Source organism: Microbacterium testaceum (assembly GCF_006539145.1).
Classification (GTDB): domain Bacteria; phylum Actinomycetota; class Actinomycetes; order Actinomycetales; family Microbacteriaceae; genus Microbacterium; species Microbacterium testaceum.
Window position 1 is genome coordinate 359,876 of record NZ_BJML01000002.1, and the last position, 18,802, is coordinate 378,677.

Annotated in this window: 16 protein-coding genes and 1 other RNA gene; 7 read left to right on the forward strand and 10 right to left on the reverse strand. The window is 70.8% G+C overall.

Going from position 1 to position 18,802, the window contains the following annotated elements:
• The first annotated feature begins 17 nt into the window (after window positions 1-17).
• Window positions 18-686, forward strand: a complete 669-nt coding sequence (locus tag MTE01_RS05735; RefSeq protein ID WP_141376203.1) for an NUDIX domain-containing protein — start codon at window positions 18-20, stop codon at window positions 684-686.
• Window positions 687-711: 25 nt separating this feature from the next.
• On the opposite strand, the gene ffs is transcribed toward MTE01_RS05735, so the two are convergent.
• From ffs to MTE01_RS05750, 3 genes are all read right to left on the reverse strand, one after another.
• An RNA gene (ffs, locus tag MTE01_RS05740) (signal recognition particle sRNA small type) lies at window positions 712-808 on the reverse strand.
• A 20-nt stretch (window positions 809-828) separates the two neighbouring features.
• Window positions 829-1,527: a helix-turn-helix domain-containing protein gene (locus tag MTE01_RS05745; RefSeq protein WP_116239147.1), complete on the reverse strand. Its 699-nt coding sequence runs from the start codon at window positions 1,525-1,527 to the stop codon at window positions 829-831.
• Entirely contained in the window at window positions 1,520-3,019 is a 1,500-nt protein-coding gene (locus tag MTE01_RS05750) for an APC family permease (RefSeq protein ID WP_141376205.1), read from the reverse strand. Before MTE01_RS05750 ends, MTE01_RS05745 begins: the two co-directional genes overlap by 8 nt.
• Before the next feature lie 213 nt (window positions 3,020-3,232).
• Between MTE01_RS05750 and MTE01_RS05755 the strand changes: the two genes are divergently transcribed.
• From MTE01_RS05755 to MTE01_RS05765, 3 genes are all read left to right on the forward strand, one after another.
• Window positions 3,233-4,708, forward strand: coding sequence for an APC family permease (locus MTE01_RS05755; protein WP_141376207.1), 1,476 nt, complete (start codon window positions 3,233-3,235; stop codon window positions 4,706-4,708).
• Window positions 4,709-4,788: 80 nt separating this feature from the next.
• Window positions 4,789-6,795, forward strand: coding sequence for a primary-amine oxidase (locus MTE01_RS05760; RefSeq protein ID WP_141376209.1), 2,007 nt, complete (start codon window positions 4,789-4,791; stop codon window positions 6,793-6,795).
• A 4-nt stretch (window positions 6,796-6,799) separates the two neighbouring features.
• Window positions 6,800-7,294 carry a hypothetical protein gene (locus tag MTE01_RS05765; RefSeq protein WP_141376211.1) on the forward strand — a complete coding sequence of 165 codons (495 nt, stop codon included), beginning with the start codon at window positions 6,800-6,802 and terminating at the stop codon, window positions 7,292-7,294.
• Here the strand turns inward: MTE01_RS05765 and MTE01_RS05770 are convergent.
• The 6 genes from MTE01_RS05770 to MTE01_RS05795 are packed head-to-tail and all read right to left on the reverse strand — an operon-like array spanning window position 7,272 to window position 12,972.
• A complete protein-coding gene (locus tag MTE01_RS05770) occupies window positions 7,272-7,769 on the reverse strand; it encodes a hypothetical protein (protein ID WP_141376213.1) in 498 nt (165 codons plus the stop codon). The genes MTE01_RS05765 and MTE01_RS05770 overlap by 23 nt on opposite strands.
• A gap of 41 nt (window positions 7,770-7,810) precedes the next feature.
• Window positions 7,811-8,878 (reverse strand): ABC transporter ATP-binding protein, encoded by a 1,068-nt coding sequence (locus MTE01_RS05775; RefSeq protein ID WP_103206072.1) that lies wholly within the window; start codon window positions 8,876-8,878, stop codon window positions 7,811-7,813.
• On the reverse strand, window positions 8,875-9,687 hold the full coding sequence (locus MTE01_RS05780) for an ABC transporter permease (protein ID WP_141376215.1): 813 nt from the start codon (window positions 9,685-9,687) through the stop codon (window positions 8,875-8,877). Before MTE01_RS05780 ends, MTE01_RS05775 begins: the two co-directional genes overlap by 4 nt.
• On the reverse strand, window positions 9,684-10,604 hold the full coding sequence (locus MTE01_RS05785) for an ABC transporter permease (protein WP_116239152.1): 921 nt from the start codon (window positions 10,602-10,604) through the stop codon (window positions 9,684-9,686). The genes MTE01_RS05780 and MTE01_RS05785 overlap by 4 nt, the downstream gene beginning before the upstream one ends.
• 7 nt (window positions 10,605-10,611) lie before the next feature.
• Window positions 10,612-11,787, reverse strand: a complete 1,176-nt coding sequence (locus tag MTE01_RS05790) for an ABC transporter substrate-binding protein (RefSeq protein WP_116239358.1) — start codon at window positions 11,785-11,787, stop codon at window positions 10,612-10,614.
• A 45-nt stretch (window positions 11,788-11,832) separates the two neighbouring features.
• Window positions 11,833-12,972 carry a TIGR03364 family FAD-dependent oxidoreductase gene (locus MTE01_RS05795; RefSeq protein WP_141376217.1) on the reverse strand — a complete coding sequence of 380 codons (1,140 nt, stop codon included), beginning with the start codon at window positions 12,970-12,972 and terminating at the stop codon, window positions 11,833-11,835.
• A gap of 171 nt (window positions 12,973-13,143) precedes the next feature.
• Between MTE01_RS05795 and MTE01_RS05800 the strand changes: the two genes are divergently transcribed.
• From MTE01_RS05800 to MTE01_RS05810, 3 genes are read left to right on the forward strand one after another with little or no spacing between them, the layout of a single operon-like run.
• Complete coding sequence (locus MTE01_RS05800) at window positions 13,144-13,902, forward strand: GntR family transcriptional regulator (protein WP_141376219.1); 759 nt, start codon at window positions 13,144-13,146, stop codon at window positions 13,900-13,902.
• Window positions 13,899-14,588, forward strand: a complete 690-nt coding sequence (locus tag MTE01_RS05805) for a phosphonatase-like hydrolase (protein WP_103206068.1) — start codon at window positions 13,899-13,901, stop codon at window positions 14,586-14,588. Before MTE01_RS05800 ends, MTE01_RS05805 begins: the two co-directional genes overlap by 4 nt.
• The gene (locus MTE01_RS05810; protein ID WP_141376221.1) at window positions 14,588-15,415 is read left to right on the forward strand and encodes an alkaline phosphatase family protein; all 828 of its coding nucleotides are present in this window, start codon (window positions 14,588-14,590) and stop codon (window positions 15,413-15,415) included. Before MTE01_RS05805 ends, MTE01_RS05810 begins: the two co-directional genes overlap by 1 nt.
• Before the next feature lie 335 nt (window positions 15,416-15,750).
• Here MTE01_RS05810 and MTE01_RS05815 read toward each other — a convergent pair whose 3' ends face one another.
• Complete coding sequence (locus MTE01_RS05815) at window positions 15,751-18,777, reverse strand: alpha-mannosidase (RefSeq protein WP_141376223.1); 3,027 nt, start codon at window positions 18,775-18,777, stop codon at window positions 15,751-15,753.
• Window positions 18,778-18,802: the final 25 nt, after the last annotated feature.

Consider the following 18,802-nt stretch of genomic DNA (forward strand, 5'->3'; position numbering starts at 1 on the left):
CATTATCGTTCCGAATCATGAACGATGCACGCCCCGGCACCACCGTGCCCGATCACCGCGGCCGCACCGGCCTGCACCTCACCGGTCGCGACCTCGACCGCAACCCGCGAGTAGAGGTCACCGATGTCGATCTCCTCGCGGCCGGCTGGCACGTGCTGCGGGCGACGACGTTCCGCTACCGCGGCGACGACGACGAGTGGACGACGCTCACGCGCGAGACCTACGACCGCGGCAACGGCGCGACGATCCTGCTCTACGACGCTGCACGGCGGACCGTGCTGTTGACCCGGCAGTTCCGCTACCCGGTCTACGTCAACGACCACCCCGACGGCATGCTGATCGAGACCGCCGCGGGACTGCTCGACGACGACGATCCCGTCACCGCGATCCGACGCGAGGCCGAAGAGGAGACCGGCGTGCGGGTCGCCGAGGTGGAGCACGTCTTCGACGCGTTCATGAGCCCGGGCTCGGTGACCGAGAGGCTGCACTTCTTCGCCGCGGCGTACGACGGGGCCGGGCGGGAGGGCGACCGCGGTGGTCTCGCCGAAGAGGATGAAGAGATCGAGATCCTCGAGTACGACATCGACGTCGCGCTCTCGAAGATCCGCGACGGATCGATCCAGGATGCCAAGACCATCATGCTGCTGCAGTGGGCGGTGCTCGACGGACCCTTCGCCCGCCGGTGACCTGCCGGCGGCCTCGTCAGGGCAAAGAAAAGACCCTCCGCGCACCCGATAGAGCCTGGTTACCCTTGCTACGTTTCCGTCCTGGGGGAGTTGGCCGGGATACCGCCACGCGGAGAGCCGTGTACAGCCTACCCGATGCGCGTCACACCATCAGCGGGGCGAGGGCGTCGGCCGCCGGGCGGAGGACCGACAGGACATCGTCGGGATCGTCCACCCGGTGCCTCGGCCCGGAGAACGCCACGGCACCCGCCGCGAGACCGCTCGCGTCGACGATCGGCACCGCGAGACAGCCGGACGCCGCGATCACCTCTCCGCTCTGGCGTGTCGCACCCCACCGCGCGAAGTCGTCCCGAGCCCGATCGAGTTCCGGCGTCCCCCGCTCGCCCTGAGACACCAGCATGAGCCGGCCGAGCGCGGAGCGGGCGGGTTCGCGCGCGAGACGCGCCTCGTCGGACAGGGGGAAGTCGGGATCGGCATCGACCACGGCGATCCGCCCGTCGACGAAGAGCGCCACGTGCACTCCCCCGCGCACGCTCCGACGCGCCTCGGCGAGCACCGCTCGGGCAGCCGACGACAGGCGTGCCGGCGGAGCGATCACCGCGGCCAGCTGCGCGACCTTCGCGCCCAGGGCGAACCCCGCCAGGTCCGGCGTACGGACGAGGTATTCGTCCTCGACGAGGAGGTTGACGAGACGGTACGTCGTCGCGCGCGGCAGGCCGAGCTCGGCCGACAGACGCTGGGCGCTCACCCCGGCACCGAGCTGAGCCACGGCCTCGAGGACCGCGAGTGCGGAGTGCACGGCGCCGGGCTGTCGCGCTCCGAGCGCCGGCTGCTCACGCATCGCCGGGATGCCGCGTCGACACCACTCCCCCGAGCACCTGCGCCGCGACCGGCTCGTCGTACACCCCCAGCGCCCTCGGCCCGTGGCGCCGGCGGAGGACGGCGATGACCGCGGTGGACACGACGGCGAGCACCCCGACGACCGCGACGACCGCTCCTCCCTCGACCGCGTCGTCGACGAAGAACAACACGAGGGCCGCAGCGAGGGCCAGCGCCGAGACCCCGGCGACCACCGTGACGCCGATCGTGGATTCCCCGATGCGGCGGAGGAAGACGGGCGCGGCCACGCAGACGAGGATGTAGGCGACGATGTATCCCGCAGCGCCCACCCCGATGGTGACGTGCATCGCGTCGCGGGTGTCGATCCCCGCGACGATGACGAGCACCGGCACGGCCATGATGATCGGCAGCGCCCATCCGACGGCCGCGGCGGGGGTGCCGAAGCGCCGATGCGCCCGACCGACCGCGGTCGGAAGCACCCCGTCACGGCTCAGCGCGAACAGCACCCGGACGAGCGCGGTGGTCGTGCCGATCGTGCAGGCGAGGAACGACGCCGCGATGCCGAGATCGGCGACGACCCCCCACCCGCCGAGGCCGTATGCCTCGGCGAGCTCGTTGACCGGCGAAGCGCTCGTCGAGAGGTCGGACCCGAGGGCGTCGAACCCGGCCACCTGGGTCACCGCCGCCAGGGCGTAGAGCAGACCGGACAGCACGACGGTGCCGGTGATCGCGCGCGGGACGTTGCGCAGCGGCGACACCGACTCGACGCCGAGGGTGGCGGCGGACTCGAACCCGACGAACGCCGTCAGGGCGATCACCGCCCCCGCCGCGAACGCGGTCGGATCGAGGTGCGCCACACCGACTCCCGCGACGGCGGCGAGGTCGATCGGCCCGATCTTCACCAGGAGCACGATCAGGAGGACCACGATCAGCGCGACCGACAGTGTCTCGACGACGAGTGCCGCGCGAGCGGAGATGCGGATGCCGCGGACGAGCACGAACGCGACGAGGACGCCCTGCCCCACGACGAACAGGGCGGTGACCAGCGCCCGATCGATCGACGGCCAGAGCCCCGCCGTGAGATAGGTGGCGTAGTACGCACCGCCGAGCAGCGCGAACATCGCGACAGCGCCGTACCCCGTGAGGATCGCGACGCCCGCCGCGAGACCCGCCCGCGTGCCGAGACCGCGAGCGGTGTAGGTGTACACGGCGCCTGTGGCGGCGAAGCGGCGGGCGAACTGCGAGACCGTCCGGGCCACCCCGAGGCTCAGGATCGCCGCGGCCACGATGGAGGCGACCGTCGCGTGAGGGGCGACCCCCGCCACCAGCAGGACGACCGTCGTCGCCGCCGCTGCCGGGGCGACCGCCGCGATGGACTGGGCGGCGAGGTCGATGATGCCGATCCGACGTCGCTCGAGCCCGTGCAGCGGCGAACGGTCGCCGAAACCGGCGACGGGGTCGGGGCGCTCGATGGCGCGGGCAAGTGCGTTCACAGGGTCTCCGATGGGTGCTGTCGACCGTACGCGCCGGGCGTTGCACCCCCGCGAACCGCGTGTTTCGTGCGCGTGACCCCGAGTGAGACACCCCTCGAGCGCCGTCTCACTCGGCGAGGCCACACCTTCACGACGAGAACACGGCCCGGCAACGGCGCCGGAGGAACCTCGACTCACGACCGCGTACCCCACCCGAATCCCGGAGGAATCGAAATGACCCAACTCGAGTCGAAGGGAGCGGCGACGTCGGCGAAGCGGACGTTGCGGGGCTCCCTCGGTGTGACGGCCATCGTCTTCATGGTGGTCGCCGCTGCGTCGCCGCTGACCGTCGTCGGCGGCGCGGGGCCTCTCGGCATCCTGATCGGCAACGGTGTCGGCTACCCGGCGCTGTACGCCGTCAGCGCGGTGATCCTGCTCCTGTTCGCCGTGGGTCTCTCGGCCATGACGCGGCACGTCCCCCGCCCGGGCGCCTTCTTCACCTACATCGGCTACGGGCTGGGACGCCCCTCCGGACTGGCAGCGGCGTGGACCGCGATCCTGACCTACACGACCATCCAGGTCGCGGTGTACGGCTACGTCGGGTACCTCCTCGAGATCACCGTCGTCTCGCTGGGCGGGCCGGATATTCCGTGGTGGCTGTACGCACTGGCCACCGTCGCGCTGGTCGGTGTGCTGGGCTACCGCCACATCGACCTCTCCAGCAAGGTGCTGGGCGTCCTGCTCATCGCGGAGGTGGCGATCGTGCTCGTCCTCGTCGGCGCGGTGGTCCTCGACGGGGGTCCCGAGGGACTGAGCCTCGCCCCCTTCGAGCCGGCGAACATCGCCAGCGGCTCGCCCGGGGTGGGCCTCATGTTCGCGATCGCCGCGTTCATCGGGTTCGAGGCCACCGCGATCTTCCGGGACGAGGCGCGCGACCCCGACCGCACGATCCCGCGGGCGACGTACGGTGCCGTCATCGGCATCGGCGTCTTCTACACGCTGTCGACGTGGGGGCTCGTGATGGCCTGGGGTCCGAGCGGCGTGCTCGCCGCCGCCGCCGAGAACCCCGCGACGCTGATGCTCCGTACCGTCGCGATCTACCTCGGCGCGGTCGGCGAGGTCATCGTCAACGTCCTCCTGCTGACGTCGATGTTCGCGTGCGTGCTGTCGTTCCACAACGTGCTGACGCGCTACCAGCACACAATGTCGAGCGCCGGCGTGCTCCCCGAGTCGGTGTCAGGCGTGCACGCGCGGCACCTCTCCCCGCACGTGTCGTCGATCGTGCAGACCGCGACCGCCGGTGTCCTCCTCGCGGCCTTCGCCCTGCTCGGACTCGATCCGCTCCTGCAGGTCTTCACCTGGCTCTCGGGCGTCGCCACCGTCGCCATCGTCGTCTTGATGGCGGTGACCTCCGTCGCGGTGATCGTGTACTTCACCCGGAACCGCCAGGACCGGCGCCCGTGGAACACGGTGATCGCGCCGGCGCTGGGTTTCGTCGGTCTCGCGGTCTCGGCCGTGGTGATCGTCGCCTACTTCCCCGTGATGGTCGGAGACGTCGACGCCGACGGGGCGCCCACGTTCGGTGTCGTGACGTGGGCCTTGCTCGCGCTCGTGATCATCGTGCCCGCTTTCGGTTACCTGCAGGCGGCCTGGATCCGCCGCCGCCGCCCCGCCGCCTACGCCAAGCTCACCGACGCCATCGCCGGTTGACCCCGGGTGCCGCGGCCTCACCGCCGCGGCATCCGTTCCCGCCCGTCCGTTCCACCCCCGTTGCACCCGAGAGAGACATCATGACGCTCACCGACCCGACCTCGACCGCCTTCGTCGCCCCCGCGACGCCGGCCCATCCCCTGGCATCCCTCTCCCCCGCCGAGATCACCGCCGTGCACGCCATCGTCGCCGGCTTCGACGGCATCGATGAGGCCAGCCGCTTCGCCTACGTCGGCCTGGAAGAGGCACCGAAAGGCGACGTGCTCGCGTGGGAGCGGGGCGAGGGCGGCTTTCCCGAGCGCCGCGCCCGCGTGCAACTGCTGAACCTGCGCACGGCGCACTCGCTCGACGTGGTCGTATCGCTCGCCACGGGCACGGTGCTGCGCCAGACCGAGCTCGACGGCTCAGATGGACAGCTGCCGATCCTCGACGCCGAGTTCGAAGAGGTCGGTGTCATCGCGAACGAGAGCGCCGAGTGGGTCGCCGCCCTGGCGGCGCGCGGCCTCACCACCGCCGACGTCGTGCTCGTGCCGCTGTCGGCCGGCCACTACGGCTACGAGAACGAGGTGGGGCGCCGGGTGCTGCGCACTTTCGCCTTCCGCCAGGACCACCCCGCCGACCACCCCTGGGCGCACCCCGTCGACGGCCTGACCGCCTACATCGACGTCGCCGCACGACGCATCATCGACATCGTCGACACCCCCGGGTTCACGGTTCCCGAGGAGCACGGCAACTTCGACGACCCCGAGCTGCAGGGCCCGCCGCTGGAGGGCCTCAAGCCCATCGTCATCACCCAGCCCGAGGGGTCGAGCTTCAGCGTCGACGGCGAGCGCGTCACGTGGGGCGAGTGGGACCTGCGCATCGGCTTCGACACGCGCGAGGGCCTGATCCTGCGCCAGCTGTCGTTCGCGGGGCGCCCCGTGATGTACCGCGGCTCGATCAGCGAGATGGTCGTTCCCTATGCCGATCCCGCGCCCAACCGCTTCTGGCAGAACTACTTCGACACGGGCGAGTACCTCTTCGGCCGCTACACGAACGAGCTCGAGCTCGGCTGCGACTGCGTGGGCGACATCACCTACGTCGACGCGGTGCTGGCGGACGAGAACGGGATGCCGCGCACCGTCCGCAACGCGGTGTGCATGCACGAGGAGGACTTCGGCACCCTGTGGAAGCACACCGACATCTTCACCGGGTCCAGCGAGGTGCGCCGTTCCCGGCGTCTCGTCATCTCGTTCTTCACCACCGTCGGCAACTACGACTACGGCTTCTACTGGTACCTCTATCTCGACGGCACCATCGAGTGCGAGGCCAAGCTCACCGGCATCCTCTTCACCTCCGCCTACCCGGGTGAGGGGTACCCCTACGCTTCCGAAGTCGCCCCCGGCCTCGGGGCGCCGTACCACCAGCACCTGTTCTCGGCGCGGCTGGACATGACGGTCGACGGCGTCGCCAACGTCGTCAACGAGATCGATGCCGTGCGCGTGCCCATCTCGATCGCGAACCCCGCCGGAAACGCCTTCACCAAGAGGGTCACGCCCATCACGAGCGAGAAGGTGTCGGGCCGCGTCGCCGACGGCGCGGTGAACCGGGTCTGGCAGATCGCCTCGACCGAGAAGACCACCGAGCGCGGGCAGGCGACCTCGTACGTGCTCTTCCCCACCGAGACCCCGGTGCTGCTGGCCGATGACGACTCGTCGATCGCCGCGCGCGCGGCGTTCGCCACGAAGAACCTGTTCGTCACGAAGTACGACCCCGACGAGCGCTACGCCGCCGGCGACTTCGTGAATCAGCACCCGGGCGGGGCCGGCATCCCGGCCTTCATCGCGGGCGACGAGCCGCTCGTGGGCGAAGACGTCGTGCTGTGGCACACCTTCGGTCTCACGCACTTCCCGCGCAACGAGGACTGGCCCGTCATGCCCATGGACTACGCGAAGTTCACGCTCAAGCCGTACAACTTCTTCGAGCGGAACCCCGTCCTGAACGTCCCCGCCCCCGCGAACTCCCACTGCGCGCCCGCCGCGCACGGGTGTGCGCACGGGCATGGCCCGCACGGGGACGAGTCACCTGCGTCCGAATGCCATTGCTGAGGCGATGAGCGAGATCCTCCATGCTGCCGCGGTCGCTCCCGCCGCAATCGGCGCCTGCTGTCTGGCCGCCGATCGCGCGCGGGTGCGGCCGCCCGAGGTCATGGCATCCGTGCTCATGCTCCTGGCGATGCTGGATGCCGCCGTGTTCGGCGTGATCGCTCCGGTGGGGTGGACGGCGCTGTTACTGACGGCGGCCCTGGTGCTCGCGGTATGGCGTCGTCCGCGCCAGCGGCGCTCCCCGCGGATCCCCGCGTTGATGACGCTGCACACGACGCTGGGCATGGTGGTGATGGCTGCTCTCTCACTCGGGATGGGCGGACACGGCCCCTCCCCCGCTCATGCTCACGGTGTCGCCCTGGCCCCGTTCCTGCTGGCCGTCGCGGTCGGGTACGCGGGCCTGTCGGTCGCTGCGATACGACGGATGCCGGCACGGCTCGACCGTGCCCAGATCGGCACTATGGCGGCATCCGTCGTTCTCATGGCTGTGGCGGCGGTGTGACCCCGGGCGTGGGGTCCGCGGTCACCGGAGGCGTCGACCGGAGTCCGCGAGGCAGAAGGAGCAGCACCCCAGGCAGGGCCGCCGCCACGATGATGCCCGCACTGATCGCGAGGGACGCGGCGCTCCCACCCGTGACCGCCTCGATCACCTCGCCGATCAGGCCCGCGAGCACGACGATCCCGGCGACGACGACGACACCGGTGCCCCGGGCACCGCGCAGCACGAGGAACGCGTCGGCCACGAAGATCCCACCCGCCATCAGGGAGAAGACGATCGTCGTCGTGACCCCGCGGAACACGAGGTACTCGTGGGTGTCGGCCCCCAGTCCCTGACCGGTCGCGAGGGCGACCGTCAACCCTACGCCCAGCGCCGTAACCGCACCCCCGTAGAGGAACGAGAGCACCGCGGCGACGCGGACGGCCGGGGTGGTGCGCAGCGGCGCGGGGCGGCCGCGCCGTCGGGCGAGAGACGACATAGCCGGACGCTAGAGCGAGCGGCTAGGGATCCGCTCAACCCTCAGCGCGGTCGCACCACCACCGGGTGACCCGCGAACCGCAGCCGCACGGCGTCGTCGGGCTCACGCCGGTCGGAGGCGTCGTGCTGCACCGCGATGAGCGTGCCGTCGGCCGCGCGCACGACGGTACGCCGCAACGACCCGAGGAAACTCGATGCCACCACGATGGCATCCACTCCCTCGTCCCCACTCGTGAAGACGACATCCTCCGGACGGACGAACGCCTGCACGGGCCCCTCGACCGTCGTCCCGAGGACGGGCAGCACGTGACCATGCACCTCGACCTCGCCGCCGCGCGCCACACCGTCCAGCATGTTGCTCAGCCCGACGAAGTCGGCGACGAACGGAGAGACCGGCCGGCGGTACAGATCCTCCGGAGTGCCGATCTGCTCGATGACTCCGTCGTTCATCACGGCGACACGGTCGGCGACGGCGAGCGCCTCCTCTTGATCGTGCGTGACGAACACGGTGGTGATACCCAGATCGCGCTGCAGGCGGCGGATCTGCTCGCGCAACTGCACGCGCACCTTCGCGTCGAGCGCCGACAGCGGCTCGTCGAGCAGCAGCACCCGCGGACGGGTGACGAGCGCGCGAGCGAGGGCGACGCGCTGCTGCTGACCGCCCGACAGCTGGTGCGCGTAGCGGCCGCCGCGGTCGCCGAGACCGACCATCTCGAGCACCTCGCGCGCGCGTGCGGCGCGGCGGGCCGCGTCGACGCGCCGCATCCGCAGCCCGAACTCGACGTTCTGCTGCACCGTCATGTGCGGGAACAGCGAGTACGACTGGAACACCATGCCGATGTCGCGGCGGTTCACGGGTACGCCCGACACGTCCTGCTCATCGATGAGGATGCGTCCGGCGTCGATGCGGTCGAGCCCCGACAGGGCCCGCAGCAGCGTCGTCTTGCCGCAGCCCGAGGGCCCCAGCAGCGCGACGAACTCGCCCGGGCGGATGTCGAGACTCACCCCGCGCAGCGCGGTGTGGGATCCGAACGACTTCTCGATGCCGACGAGCGAGACGGCGGTGCCGGCGAAGGTCAACGGGCCGGTCACGGGGGCGGGAACGGTCATGAGGCACTCCTGGAGGGACGGAACGAACCGAGCCGGCCGATCAGCAGCAGCAGCACGAACACCATCGCCAGGGCCGCGAGCGAGAAGATCGCCGAGACGTAGGGGTCGGTCTGCTGCAGCAGGAACAGCGCGGTCTGAAAAGTGGTGCGGCTGAGGAATGCCGCGATCGTGTACTCGCCGAGCACGACGGCCACGGTGAGCAGACAGGCCGACAGGATGCCGCGACGCAGGTTCGGCAGCACGACGCGCCACACCACCTGCACGCCGTTGGCGCCCAACGACCGCGCCGCCTCGCTGAGCACGACGATGTCGAGGGCGGCGATGTTCGCCTGGATCGGACGGTACGCGTACGGCAGCACGATGACGCCGACGGCGAAGGCGAGAGTCCACGGCGCGCTGCCGAGGGCGCCGGAGACCACCTTGTAGACGGGCACGAACCCGACGACCAGTACCACCGTCGGGACGGTGAGCGGCAGCAGGCAGACGACCTCGATCGCGCGTCGCACGCGGGGGTAGCGCAGCTCGACGAGCACGAGGGTCGGCACGAGCAGCAGCAACACGATTGCGACCGTGACCACGGCGATGCCGAGCGAGTTGGCGAGACCCATGAACAGGCCGTCGTAGGTGAGCTCCTGCGTCGGGTCGACGATCGCGAGGTAGTGATCGAGCGTCAGACCGCCCGAGCGTCCCGGCATCCGGAACGTGAACAGCAGCAGCGCGAGCAGGGGCAGGGCGAAGGCGATGGCGGCGATCGCGAGGATGACTCCCCCGGCGACCTTTCCGAGGCCGGCGGTGACGGGCCGGCTCATCGTCGCCACCGCCGGGCGCGACGCTCGAGCAGCGAGTACACGGCCATCACGGCGGCCATCACGACCACCATGCCGAGGGCGAGCACACCCGCGGTGTTGGCGACGCCGACGATCGTCTCGCTCGTCAGCTGCTGCTTGATCGCGAGGGCGACGAGACCGCCCTGGTCGATCAGGGCCGCGGCCGTCGCGAACGACGAGAAGGCGCCGGCGAACACGAGGATCGTCGATCCCCAGAACGCGGGGGCGAGGAGGGGCATCGCGATGCGGGTCCAGTACACCCACCGCGACGCGCCGAGCGTCGCCGCCGCCTCGGCCCACTGCTGCTGCAGACCTTCGAGCGCGGGAAGGAAGGTGAGCACCATCAGTGGCACCGAGAAGTAGACGTAGGGGAAGACGAGGCCGCCCACCTGATAGAGCAGCGGGCCGTCCGATGACAGGGTGTTGATGTCGAGACCGAAAGTCTGCTGCAGCCAGAGCGTCGCGGCGCCCTGCACGCCCATGAGCGCGATAAAGGCGAAGGCCAGCATGATGCCGCCGAACTGCGCGAGCGTGCTGGCCGCGGAGTCGACGATCGAGCGCACCCAGCCGTCTGGAGGCATGCTCGACAGTGCGAGACAGAGGATCGCCCCGAGCACCGCCGAGACGACGGCCACGACGGCCGACAGCCAGAGGGAGTTCACGAAGGCCGTCATGATGGCGGGGCTGGCCAGCGCGGCGAAGTTGCCGAGAGTGAACGCGCCCTTCGCCGTGAAGAACCCGCTCGCGATGGCGACGACCGTCGGAACGGCCAGGAAGAGAGCGACGTAGACCGCGAACGGCGCGAACCCCCACCAGCCCGCACTCCGGCGCCGGAGGGGTCCGGCGCCGGAGGCGGTGGGGGCGGCCGTCGCGATCCGAGAGGAGGAGGCGACGGTCATGCGGGGATCAGCCGATCGCCGACGACCATGAGGCGGCGAGCACCTTCGCCGCAGCCGCGGCCTGGTCGCTCGTGAACTGCACGAAGTTCTTCGGGGGCTCGCCCACCGACTGCAGCACCGACTGGTCGACGGTGTTGTTCGCGATCATCGCCTGCAGCGTGGACGGGTAGGCACCCGAGGCGAGGAACAGGTTCTGCACTTCCGGGCTGTAGAGGTACTCCTCCCACAGTCGCGCAGCCGCGGGGTGCGGGGCGTCGACGTTGATGGCCTGGTTGTAGTAGCTGCCCAGGGCGACACCGGGAAGCACGAGGGTCTTCCAGTTGGGGTTTCCGGTCGAGCCGCCATCGGGTCCCCACGCGAGGTTGTTGTAGCTCCACTGGATGACCACGGGGGTCTCGCCCGACGACACCGTCGCCTGGGTCGGCAGCACCGAGAGGAAGTTGCCGGCCTGTTTGAGCTTCGAGAAGAACTGCACACCGGGCGTGATGTCGTCGGCGGTACCGCCGCTCTGCAGGGTCGCCCAGTAGACGGCGCTCGCGGCCTCGTTGGCCTGGGTCGGGTCGCCCTTGATGGCGACCTTGCCCTGGTACTGCGAGCCGAGCAGGTCGTTGATCGACGTGGGCGGGGTGGTGATGACCGACGAGTCGTACCCGATCGACATCAGGCCCGTGTAGTCGTAGAACCACGTGCCGTTGGGGTCCTTGAAATCGTCGGGGATGTCGGCCCAGTTCGACACCTTGTAGGGCGCGAGCAGGTCGAGGTTCTGGCGCAGCACCGCGGTGCCCAGGTCGAACACGTCGGGCGCGGTGTCCTGACCCTTCTGCGCCTTCGCCGCGGCGACCTCGTCGGCGCTGGAGCCGTTGGGGTTCTGCGAGTCGATGGTGATGCCGGGGTACTTCTTCTGGAAGCCCGCGATGATCTTTCCGTAGTTCGCCCACGACGGGGGCAGCGTGATGACGTTGAGCTTGCCCTCGGCGTTGGCGGCGGCGACGAGCGCGTCCATGCCGCCGAAGTCGGCGGCGCTGGTCGCCTTCTGCTTCTGCTCGAGGGTCATGCTCGAGGCGGCCGCGTCCGACGACGTGCCGGCGCAAGCGGTGAGTGAGCCCGCGAACGCCACGGCGATCGCGGCGAGAGCGGTCACGCGGACGATACGACGGGATCGCGAGCGGTGAGTGGAACGCATCATAGGGGTGGTCCTTTCGGGTCAGGCGGATCGGAAGGGAGGGGGTCAGGGGATCAGGCCGCGCTGCGCGAGCACGTCGCGCGCGAACCCGAAGGCGGTGGTCATGCCGATGCCGCTCGTGACCGAGGCGACGACCACGTCGGCCCGCGGGGAGGCGTGCAGATAAGGGCCCTGGGCGCTGGCCGCGTACACGCCGCGCCAGCGTCGCCGCACGACGAGGTCGTCGACGCCGAACAGGCCGCAGAAGCGGTCGAGCAGCAACGCGTCGAGCGCCTCGTCGTCGAACGGGTCGAGCGTGCGCTCGTAATGGTGGGTGTCGCCGATCACGACGCGGCCGTCGGGGCGCTGGGTGCACATGAGGTTCACCGTGTGCGTCAGCATGTCGGGATCGAGGGATGCCAGCTCGGCCCGCACCGTGTCGGCGGCGGCGGTCTCGGCGAAACCGCCGTAGCGCAGCAGCGAGCTGCCCGTGAAGACGCCCGGGTCGATTCGCACGCCCCGCGGCGGGTCGATCTCCATCATGCGTAGGCGGCAGCGACGCACCTCGCCGTCGCTGGCGAGCACGGGGAAGAGCCGGTCGACGTCGTGCCCCACGCAGACGATGACGGTGTCGGCGACGTACGATCCGTGGGTCGTGCGCACCCCGTCGACGACGTCGACGACGTTCTCACCGAAACGGAACACCACACCCAGCCGCGCGAGATGCGCCGTCAATGCGGGAACGGCCGCGGGCGAGTCGACGCGCAGATCCCGCGGCATGAGGGCACCGCCGACGAGTCCCGGCACCGCCCAGCCGAGCCGGTCGGCGGTCTCGTCGGCGCCGAGGACGCACACCTCGTCGCGGTCGCGTCCTGAGGCGAACTCGTCGAGCACGGCCATCTCGGCGACGCTGCGCGCGGCGACGACGGTGCCGTGGGCGGACACCGCGAGCCCCGCTTCCGCACCGGCACGCAGCCAGGTCTCTCGCGCCACGACGGCGTACTCGCGCGCGCGGCCCGATTGCGCGGTGGTGCAGATGTGCCCGAAGTTGCGCACGCTCGCGCCGACGGCGCGGTCGTCGCGGTCCACGACGACGACCGAGAGCCCCGCGCGCACGGCGTGCCAGGCGTGGGCCAGACCGACGATGCCCGCGCCGACGACGACGACGTCGGCGCGCAGCGGAGCCGGACTCGAGTGGGAGTGCATGGGGTCGAGTCTCGGCTCTCATCGCACCGGAGTTCGACCGGTATCGCGACTTGTCATGCAATGTTCACCGCCGCCCCTCCTCTTATATATGCGCGCCAGGATCGGTGAACGGCGAGCGAACACAACCTATGTCGCCGCTTCCCCGTCCGCTTGTCATGACAAGATCGCTTCATGTCGTTGCATGAGACCGTCCGCACGACGCTGCGCGATCGCATCCTCTCGGGTGCGCTCCCCGTCGGCGCGGCGCTGCCGACCACAGCCGAGCTGAGCGTCGAGTTCGGGGCCTCACGTGGTCCCGTGCGGCAGGCGCTTGCCGCTCTCGCCACCGAGGGGCTGATCAGCACCGGGCAGGGGCGTGTGCCGACGGTCATGCGTGCGCCCTTCGCTCACGCCATCGACGACTTCTTCTCGTTCTCGGCCTGGGTCACGGCGATGGGCCGGGTGCCGGGCCAGCGCACGATCGAGCTGGCGCTGCGCCGACCGCCGGCCTCGGTGGCAGCCGCCCTCGGCGTCGGCGGCGACACCCGTGCGGTCGACCTGGTGCGCGTGCGATCGATCGACGACGAACCGGTGATGATCGAGCGCTCGACGTTCGTCGAGCACGTGGGGCGTCTGATCTTCGACTTCGACCCCGACGCCGGATCGGTCTTCACCGCGCTGCTCGACCGAGGCGTCTCACTCGAGCACGGCGAGCACACGATCAACGCGGTCGCCGCGAACGACCAGGATGCCGCCGCGCTCGACGTCGCCGTCGGCACGCCGCTGCTGCGCGTCCACCGTCTCACCCGCAGCGCCGCGGGCGAGGTGATCGAGGTGGCCGACGACCGCTACCGCCCCGATCGTGCGTCCCTGATCGTCCACAACTCCCGCACTCGCACCGCCCCGGCCCCGTCGGCGGTGCGCCGAACGACCACGGAAGGCTCCCGATGACCGTCTCCCTCCTCTCCCTCGACATGGCCGGCACCACGATCGACGAGGGCGGGGTCGTCTACGACCTGCTCGCACGCTGCGTCGGTGACGAGCTCGGCGCTCCGGTTCCGGCCGAGGTTCTGGCTCCCTGGACGGGCACCGACAAGACCGAGGCCATCCGCGGCCTCCTCACCGAGCTCGGCGGCGACCCTGCCCGCACCGACGCGGTGTATGCCGGTTTCGCCGCTCAGCTCGACGCGGCGTACGCCGCGGCGACCCCGACGCTGTTTCCCGGGGTGCGCGAGGCGATGGTGTCGCTGCGCGCGGCCGGGGTGAAGGTCGCTCTGCAGACCGGTTACACCCGCCCGGTGGCCGAGGGGCTCCTGGCGAAGGTCGGATGGGAGGTCGGCACCGACATCGACGCTCTCGCCACGTCGGAGCTCGTGACCGCGTCGCGGCCCGCTCCGTACCTCGTGTTCCGCACGATGGAGCTCACCGGCATCCGGTCGGTCGACGAGGTGCTGGTCGCCGGAGACACCCCCAATGATCTGGCCGCCGGCACCGCCGCCGGGGCGCGGTTCGTCGTCGGGGTTCTCACCGGTGCGGGATCCGCCGCCGATCTGGGACGGTCGCGCCACACGCACCTCGTGGGCGGAGTCGCCGACATCCCGGCTCTGCTGCACTCCGCGAGCGAGCTTCCCCACTGATGACCGCGGCGCGCAAGCTGCTGCTGATCGGCATCGACGGCCTGCGCGTCGACGATGCGCTGCGCTCTCCCGCCCCGGCTGCTCGACTCGCGGCTTTCGGGCGCGCGGGAGTCGTGCTGCCGATGACCATGGAGGTCCCGACCATCTCGGGCCCCGGCTGGTCGTCGCTGCTCACGGGCATGCGGCTCGCCGAGCACGGCGTCGTCGACAACCACTTCCAGGGTCATCGTCTGCGCCGTTGTCGAGACCTCCTTTCCCGGGCCGTCGACGCGCGCCCGAGCTGCTCGACCTTCGCGGCCGCCGACTGGCCCCCGCTGATCGACCCCGACGGCCCGGGACCGATCATCGCGCCCGCGCCCGAGAGGGAACGCGCAGGCCTGCACCACGTCGTCCTGCGCGATGGGGAGTCGAGAGGATATGACCCGATGGATGCCGAGATCGCGGCCGCCGCACGTGCGCATCTGCGCGAGACGGGTCCCGACGTGTCGTTCGTCTACCTCGGCGAGGTCGATGAGGCCGGCCACCGGCACGGCGGGACCGCGCCCGAGTACACGGCCGCGATCGTGCGCGTCGATGCGCTGCTCGGCGGCATCCTGGACGTCGTCGAAGACCGCGCCGAGACGCACGGCGAGGACTGGCTCGTCGCCGTCACCACCGATCACGGGCACGTCGATGCGGGCGGCCACGGCGGCGGGTCGGCGCTCGAGCGGCGCTCGTTCCTGGCGCTCGGCCGGTTCGGCGGTCGCGACTCGCTGCCCGCGGGTCCGGTTGCGCCTCACGAGGTCCGCGACCTCTTGCTCACCGACCTCGGGCTTCTCCCGGCGTAAGGTCGTCCCGGCGTCTGATCCCACGGGCTCGGCGGCCCGCCGCGCGAGCCCGCCGCCCAGCCCCGCCGCACGGCGGAGGAAAACCCGGGGACGGGAGGACCAATCCCTCGGCATCCATCCTCCGCCCCCGGAATCTCCTCCCGCGGGCTCGACAACCTCGCGCCCGGCCCCGCACCAACCCGCGCCCGGACCCCCGCGCCCCACCGCGCAGCCCCACCGCATGGCCGCACCGCGCCGCGGAGGAAAACCCGGGACAGGAGGACAAACCCCTCGCATCCGTCCTCCGCCCCCGGGATCTCGTCCCGGAGGCCCGCAGCGACGACGCGCAGCGGGCCTCAGCGCTTCAGACGCAGCGTCACCAGCTGGAACGGGCGCAGATCGAGCTCGACCGCACCACCGGCAGCACTCGACACCGCCGCGGCGTCGACCTCGCGCTCGAGCAGATCGGTCTCGACGACGCCCACGACCTCGAAGCCGGCGTCGAGACGCGCGTGCATGCGCTCGCCCAGAGCCTCGTACAGGCGCACGATCACATCGCCCGATCCGTCCTGCGCGAGCTTGACCGCCTCGACGACGACACCGGGCTGGTCGACCGCGACGAGAGGCGCGATCGAGGTCTCGGCGGCATCCGTCACCGTCCGCTCCGGCAGGTTGGTGCGGTATCCCTCGGTGACGGCGTCGACGACCTCGGCGCCCACGACGATCCCCACCTCGAGGTGGTGCGCGCCCTGATCCTGGCCGGGGTCGGGGAACTTCGCCGACCGGATGATCGACAGCCGCACGAGTGAGAACGTGCCGCCCGCCTCGCGCTCGTGACGCGTGATGTCGTGACCGTAGGTGGAGTCGTTGGTCACCGCCACGCCGAAGCGCGGCTCGGCGACCCGCACCCAGCGGTGCGCGGCGGTCTCGAAGCGAGCCGCGTCCCACGACGTGTTCGTGTGAGTGGGTCGGACGATATGCCCGAACTGGATCTCGGACGCCGCGCGGTCGGTGTGGACGTCGACCGGGACGCCGAGCTTCAACAGCTTCTGCTGCTCGTGCCAGTCCACGTCGAGGGAGAGACGCACGGTGCGCGAGCCGTTCGCGAGAGCGATGCGCGTGACGATCGTGGACGCCCCCGTGCGGCGCTCGACGACGATCGCGCGTCCGTCGAGGCGGACGGCCTCGGCGGAGTCGAGGGGCGTGACGTGGCGCCGGTAAGTCTCGTCGATGTCCCACGCGTCCCATTGGGTGGGCGTGTCGCGGAACACCTCGAACAGGCCCGCGGTGCGACCGGCCGGAACCACCTCGCGGCCGCTGTCCACCTCCACCAGCGAGGTGATCAGACCGCGTCCGTCGACGACCGCGCGCACGACGCCGTTGTCGAGCACGAAGCCGTCGCCCTCGGCGCTCGGGGTCACGTCGCCGTCGGGGCTCGCCGGGGCGATCGCGAGAGCGGGAGCACCGGAACGGCGGTGCGGGGCGGCATTCGCCACGACCGCGCGGTCGCCCGTGCCCACGAGCGCCCGGAGGCTGTCGGCGATGATCTGCTCGAGCTCCGCCGCGATCGCGGCGTAATTGCGCTCGGCATCCCGGTGCACCCAGGCGATCGACGTGCCGGGCAGGATGTCGTGGAACTGCTGCAGCAGCACCAGGCGCCACAGGCGCTGGAACGTCTCAGCCGGGTAGGCGGCGCCCGTGCGGACGGTCGCGGTGGCCGCCCACAGCTCGGCCTCGCGCAGCAGGTGCTCGCTGCGGCGGTTGCCCTGCTTCGTGCGCAGCTGGCTGGTGTACGTGCCGCGGTGGAACTCGAGGTACAGCTCCCCCGCCCACACGGCCGGGTCGGCGTACTCGGCCTCGGCGGTCTCGAAGAACTCCCGCGGGGTGGAGTGCTTCACCACCGGCGCGCCCTCGAGCGAGTGCGTGCGGGCGATCGTCGCGGTCATCTCGCGCGTGGGTCCGCCGCCGCCGTCACCGAAGCCGTACGGCAGCAGCGAGGTGCGCGCGCGACCCTTGTCGGCGAAGTTGCGCTCGGCGTGGGCCAGGTCGGCCGCGGTGACCTCGGAGTTGTACTTGTCGACCGGCGGGAAGTGCGTGAAGATGCGCGACCCGTCGATGCCCTCCCAGCGGAAGGTGTGGTGCGGGATGCGGTTGGTCTCGTTCCACGAGATCTTCTGCGTGAGGAACCAGCGCGCGCCCGCGGCTCTCATGATCTGCGGAAGGGCACCGCTGTAGCCGAACGAGTCGGGCAGCCACACCTCTTCGGTGTCGATGCCGAACTCCTCGAGGAAGAACGTCTTGCCCTCGACGAACTGCCGGGCCATCGCCTCGCCGCCGACCATGTTTGTGTCGGATTCGACCCACATACCGCCCACCGGCACGAAGCGTCCCTCGGCGACACGCGCTTTCAGCCGGTCCCAGAGCGCCGGGTAGTGCTCCTTCATCCACGCGAACTGCTGCGCCGACGACGACGCGAACACGAACTCCGGATCTTCGTCCATCAGCGAGAGGACGTTGCTGAACGTGCGCGACACCTTGCGCGCCGTCTCACGTACGGGCCACAGCCACGCCGAGTCGATGTGCGCGTGCCCGACGGCGTGCAGGACGTGGGCACTGGATGCCGCGGGCGCCGCCATCAGCGGAGCGAGCACGTCGCGACCGGCCTGCGCCGTGCCCGCGACGTCCTCGGGATCGACCGCGTCGATCGCGGCATCCATCGCCTCGACGAGTGTTGCTCGGCGCGCGGAGGTGGCGTCGAGCTCGGCGATGAGGCCGTGGAGCAGGCGGAAGTCCTGCAGGAGCTCCCACACCGCGAGATCGCGGAGGCCGATCGACATGTCGCGGAGCGTATAGAGAGGAGCGTCGCCCGCGGTGGCGAGGTCACCCAGGTGCGTCGGCTCGAAGGTGAAGAGGCTGCCCACGTCGGGGTTCGAGGCGGCCTCGACGAGCACGTCGACGCGACCGTCGGGGTCGACCGCGGCCGGGCTGGCGTTGTTGAACGGCGAGACGCCCTTGATGGGGGCGCCCTCGCGGTTCCAGACGAGCGCTTCGCACTGGAAGCCGCTCTGTCCGGCTGTGAAGCCGAGATCGATCACGAGCTCGGCGACGGTGCCCTCCGGCAGGGAACCGTGCGCGTCGCGCCACGCAGCGGGGATCTCGCCGGAGACGGCGAACCAGGTCGTCCCCCACGCTCGACCCCACGGCGTTCCGATCGCGAAGGGGCGGTACTCGGCATCCCGAGCCTCGGCGAAGGTCACGGGCTCGCCCGGCGCCTCCCATGCCTGGATGTCGAGGGGCTGACGGGCGCGGTAGACGGCGGGGGCGAGACGCTCGCGGACGAAGCGTTCGATGCGCATCTCGATGAGCGCGGTGCGGTCGTGCATGACGTGGGTTCCTTGTCTGGGGGGA